Annotated in this window: 4 protein-coding genes and 1 pseudogene; 4 read left to right on the forward strand and 1 reads right to left on the reverse strand. The window is 66.8% G+C overall.

Going from position 1 to position 4,196, the window contains the following annotated elements:
- The 4 genes and pseudogenes from Y705_RS22460 to Y705_RS0114410 form a co-directional block, all read left to right on the forward strand.
- A pseudogene (locus Y705_RS22460) lies at nucleotides 1-531 on the forward strand (hypothetical protein); the annotation flags it as partial.
- Nucleotides 532-711: 180 nt separating this feature from the next.
- Complete coding sequence (locus Y705_RS0114400; RefSeq protein ID WP_026533363.1) at nucleotides 712-1,857, forward strand: LolA family protein; 1,146 nt, start codon at nucleotides 712-714, stop codon at nucleotides 1,855-1,857.
- Between the two features lie 76 nt (nucleotides 1,858-1,933).
- Nucleotides 1,934-2,887: an ABC transporter ATP-binding protein gene (locus tag Y705_RS0114405; RefSeq protein WP_026533364.1), complete on the forward strand. Its 954-nt coding sequence runs from the start codon at nucleotides 1,934-1,936 to the stop codon at nucleotides 2,885-2,887.
- Between the two features lie 13 nt (nucleotides 2,888-2,900).
- Nucleotides 2,901-3,767, forward strand: coding sequence for an ABC transporter permease (locus Y705_RS0114410; RefSeq protein WP_049822820.1), 867 nt, complete (start codon nucleotides 2,901-2,903; stop codon nucleotides 3,765-3,767).
- Between the two features lie 91 nt (nucleotides 3,768-3,858).
- On the opposite strand, the gene Y705_RS22465 is transcribed toward Y705_RS0114410, so the two are convergent.
- On the reverse strand, nucleotides 3,859-4,196 hold a 338-nt coding region (locus Y705_RS22465), incomplete at its 5' end, for a BRCT domain-containing protein (protein WP_026533366.1).

Below are 4,196 nucleotides of genomic sequence, written 5' to 3' on the forward strand. Positions count from 1 at the left end.
GCGCCGATGGGCCGCAACACCTCCCGGCTCATCGACACGCAGATAGCACTTCCCCTGTCCAACCTGCCCCCCACGGTGGTAAGCCACATCGACGGAGCCATCCTCGCTCTGGCCCAACGCAATCTTCTGCGGGGCAAAAGGCTCGGGCTCCCTGCCGGTCAGGACGTAGCCAAGGCAATGGGTATCCCTCCCATTCCCAATGGGAGGCTCGGGCTGTACGAACCGGAATGGGGGAACAAAGCCCCTCTGTGGTTCTACATCCTGAAGGAAGCTGAGCTGCACGGAGGCCGCCGCCTCGGACCGGTCGGCGGGAGGATCGTTGCTGAAGTCATCCTGGGCCTGGTCGCTTTGGACCCGGATTCCTACCTGAACGCTCGGGCAGGGTGGGCTCCGAAGGACGCAGCTTTCAACATAGGAGAACTGCTGAAAATGAGTGGCGCAACCTTCAAGCAGGAAGAGGAAAACGTCGAAGAAGAGGAGGACCCCTTCGAGGAGGAGGAGACACACCCGGAGTCACCAGACGCCCCTTGAATCGGTATCGCCCGGTATCACCCGGTGGAACCGGGGACCTGACGATGCACCGGAGCCGAGCAACCGGTGACCCTGATCGGCGCCGCCGTGCGCGCGGTGCAAAACCCCAAGAATCCTCCCAGCTAGCAGGAGTACCGTTGGTACCAGCGCTCGACAGGACTCCTCCGGAAGGCAAGAACCATGAACAAGAAGTGGCTGCGATGGCTTCCCGCCGGCATTGTTCCGGTGGTCATTCTCACCGCGACCGTCGCCGGCCCCACCACTGCGGACGCCAGCCCGCAGCTACCGGACAAAACCGCCCAGGAGCTGCTGGAACTGGTCGCCGAGAGCTCCGACAGCGCCTATTCCGGCACCCTCGAACAGTCCTCTGAACTCGGCCTGCCCGACCTCCAGGGGATGACGTCCCCCGGCGGCGGCGGCACTGATGGCGCCTCGGCCGCGCTGGAACTGCTGACCGGTTCACACACCGCGCAGGTCCACATCGACGGCACAAACAAGGCCCGCCTCCAGGTGATGGATCAGCTGGCGCAGCGCGATGTCATCGTTAACGACGACGAGGTCTGGCTCTACGACTCGCGAGCGAAGGAAGCAACGCACGCCGTCCTACCCGAGCATGAGAAATCCCCTGAGCACTCGATCCCGGGCTCAGCACACACCCCCGCAGCCCTCGCCGAGAAGTTCCTCTCCATCATCGACTCCTCCACGGAGGTCACGGTGGGAGACGATGCCCGCGTCGCCGGCCGGGATGCCTACGAGCTGGTCCTGACTCCCAGAGCCGATGACACCCTCGTCGGAGCCGTGTCACTGACCGTGGACGCCGAGACCGGTTTGCCCCTCGGCTTCGCCGTCGCGGCGGAGGGCCAGGAAGACCCTGCCTTCTCGGTGGCGTTCTCCAGCATCGACTTCAATGAGCCGGCGGACAGCCTGTTCGAGTTCACTCCCCCGCCCGAAGCCACGGTGACCGAGGTTCCGGTGAAGGAACACGACGAAGCCCACGCAGCACCAGAGCACGATGACGCTGAGTATGCCTCTGACAAGCCAACTGTTCTCGGTGAGGGCTGGAACACGATCGTCGTTCTGCCCGCAGGCTCCGCGTCAGGCCTGTTGGACGGCGGAATGGGTGAGGGCGACGACGCCGGTTCGGTGGACAGCTCCCGCGGTGGAGACTCAGCCGAAGCCCAGGCTCTGCTCGAGCAGGCGCTTACCCAGGTCGACGGCGGCCGAGTCCTGGAGACAGCCCTGGTGTCCGTGCTGATCACCGACGACGGACGCGTCCTCGCAGGTGCCGTCAGCGCCGACCAGCTGATCGCAGCCGCGCAGCAGTGACCGGGCCGATAGCGACGCAGACACGAAGAACCCGATCGGCGCCGCGTGTGGGCCGCCGCCGTTTGCAGTCCGCCAGGTGAGCCCTGCTGCCGGCGAACTCGCGATCGAAACCCACGGGCTCACCAAGACGTTCGGCCGCCAGCGCGCGGTCGACGACGTCGGCCTGAGGGTCCCGCGCGGCTCGGTCTTCGGCTTCCTGGGGCCCAACGGTTCAGGTAAGACGACGACCATCCGCATGCTGCTCGGGCTCGCATCGGCATCGAGCGGCGAGATCCAGCTGCTCGGCGGCTCGATGCCTGCGTCCTCCCGCGACGTCCTCCCCCGCGTCGGCGCGCTCGTCGAAGGGCCCGCCATCTACCCGTTCCTGTCCGGGCGCGCGAACCTGCAGCGGTTCGACTCCGCCGACCGCCGCACCTCCCCTTCCACCCGCAACCGGCGCGTGGACGCCGCCCTCGACCGTGTCGGGCTCAGCCACGCCGCACGCAAACCCGCCCACGCCTACTCACTCGGAATGAAGCAGCGCCTCGGCATCGCCAACGCACTCCTCACCCCGCGCGACCTGCTCATCCTCGACGAACCGAGCAACGGGCTGGATCCACAGGGCACCCGCGAGGTGCGCAGCCTCATCCGCTCGCTCGCCGACGGCGGCACCACCGTCTTCGTCTCCAGCCACCTCCTCGCCGAGGTGGAGCAAATGTGCACCGAGATCGCGGTCATGAGCGCCGGGCGTCTTGTGGCCCAGGGCACGCTCGACGAACTGCGCGCCCAGGGCACCGCCCGCGTGCGCGTCCTCACCCCCGATCCCGGTGACGCCCGACGCGTGCTCGCCGGTCTAGGACTCACGCCCGAGAACGGCGGACAGGACGACGTCGTCACCGCCGACCTCACGCGTCCCGACCTTAGGCCGGAGACCGTCAACGCTGCACTCGTTCACGCCGATGTCCGCGTCCGCGGCTTCTCGATCAGCGGCGCCTCCCTCGAAGAACGCTTTGTGGCCTTGACCGGAGAGGGGTTCGACGTTGCCGGCTAAGTCAACGCATGTTGTGGCAAGCACACAACCAGCGCACGACGGCGGGGGTTCCGTTCGTCCCTTCGCCGGCTGGGCGCTGCTCGCCTCCGAGATCGGAGTGCTGTTCCGACGTCGTCGTACCTGGGCGATGCTGGTGGCTCTCGCCGCGATCCCCGTGCTCATCGCTGTGGTCATCCGTCTGTCCTCCGACGGGCCGAGCCCTGGCCGTGGGCCCGCCTTCCTCGACAGCATCACGCAGAACGGCCTGTTCGTCTCCCTCACCGCGCTGACGGTGTCCATTCCGCTGTTCCTGCCGCTGACGGTCGGCGTGGTTGCCGGAGACACCATTGCCGGTGAGGCGAATCTCGGCACCCTCCGCTACCTGCTGGTGGCGCCCGCCGGACGCGTCCGGCTACTGCTCGTGAAGTACGCCGGAGCCGCCCTGTTCTGTCTGGTGGCAGCGCTCGTCATCGTCACCGTGGGCGCCCTGATCGGTGCGGCGCTGTTCCCGATCGGGCCGGTGACGCTGCTGTCCGGCGACACCATCGGAATCGGCGGTTACTTCGGCCGGCTGCTGCTGCTTGCCGCCTACGTCACGATGTCGCTGCTGGGCCTCAGCGCGATCGGGCTCTTCATCTCGACGCTCACCACGGTTCCGGTGGGGGCGATGGCCGCCACCGCGGCGCTTGCGGCAGTCTCGCAGATCCTCGGAGCGCTGCCGCAGCTGGAGTGGCTGCACCCGTGGCTCTTCACGCACTACTGGCTCGGGTTCGGCGATTTCCTACGGCAGCCGATCGAGTGGGGATCCTTCGGGGACAACGCGCTGCTGCAGCTCGGCTACATCGCGGTGTTCGGGTCGCTGGCGTACGGCCGGTTCAGCACGAAGGACATCCTGAGCTGAGGCGGGCCCCTACTTCCTCCACCGACTGCGCAGCAATTACCGGCGCAGGGCTGATAAATGGTGATTGCTGAGCACTCGATGAAGCAGGCGCCTATTTCCCGCGGCGGCTGCCAATCCACTTGAGAATCCCGTTCATCGCCGCCTCGAGCTGACCGGTCCCTGTCTCGCGATCGTGACTCAAACCGGCCGGGTGCTGGGGTTCCGACGACGGCGGCCGAGGTGCCGTCGCCTGACGCCTCGTCGCCGGAGCCTCCATCCCCAGCCAAACCAGCAGCTCCTTCTCGCTGACGGCTCGAATGGTCTGCCCAGCGGCGATGTATTGCAGGGCTTTCCGTTCCTTCCCGCTGTTCGCACTGATGACGGCCGGGCTGCGAACCGGATCCTGCTGGCCGATGACCAGCAGAGTCGTTTTCTTCGTAATGTTGTTGG

It is taken from the genome of Arthrobacter sp. H41, from assembly GCF_000520535.1.
Lineage (GTDB): Bacteria > Actinomycetota > Actinomycetes > Actinomycetales > Micrococcaceae > Arthrobacter_D.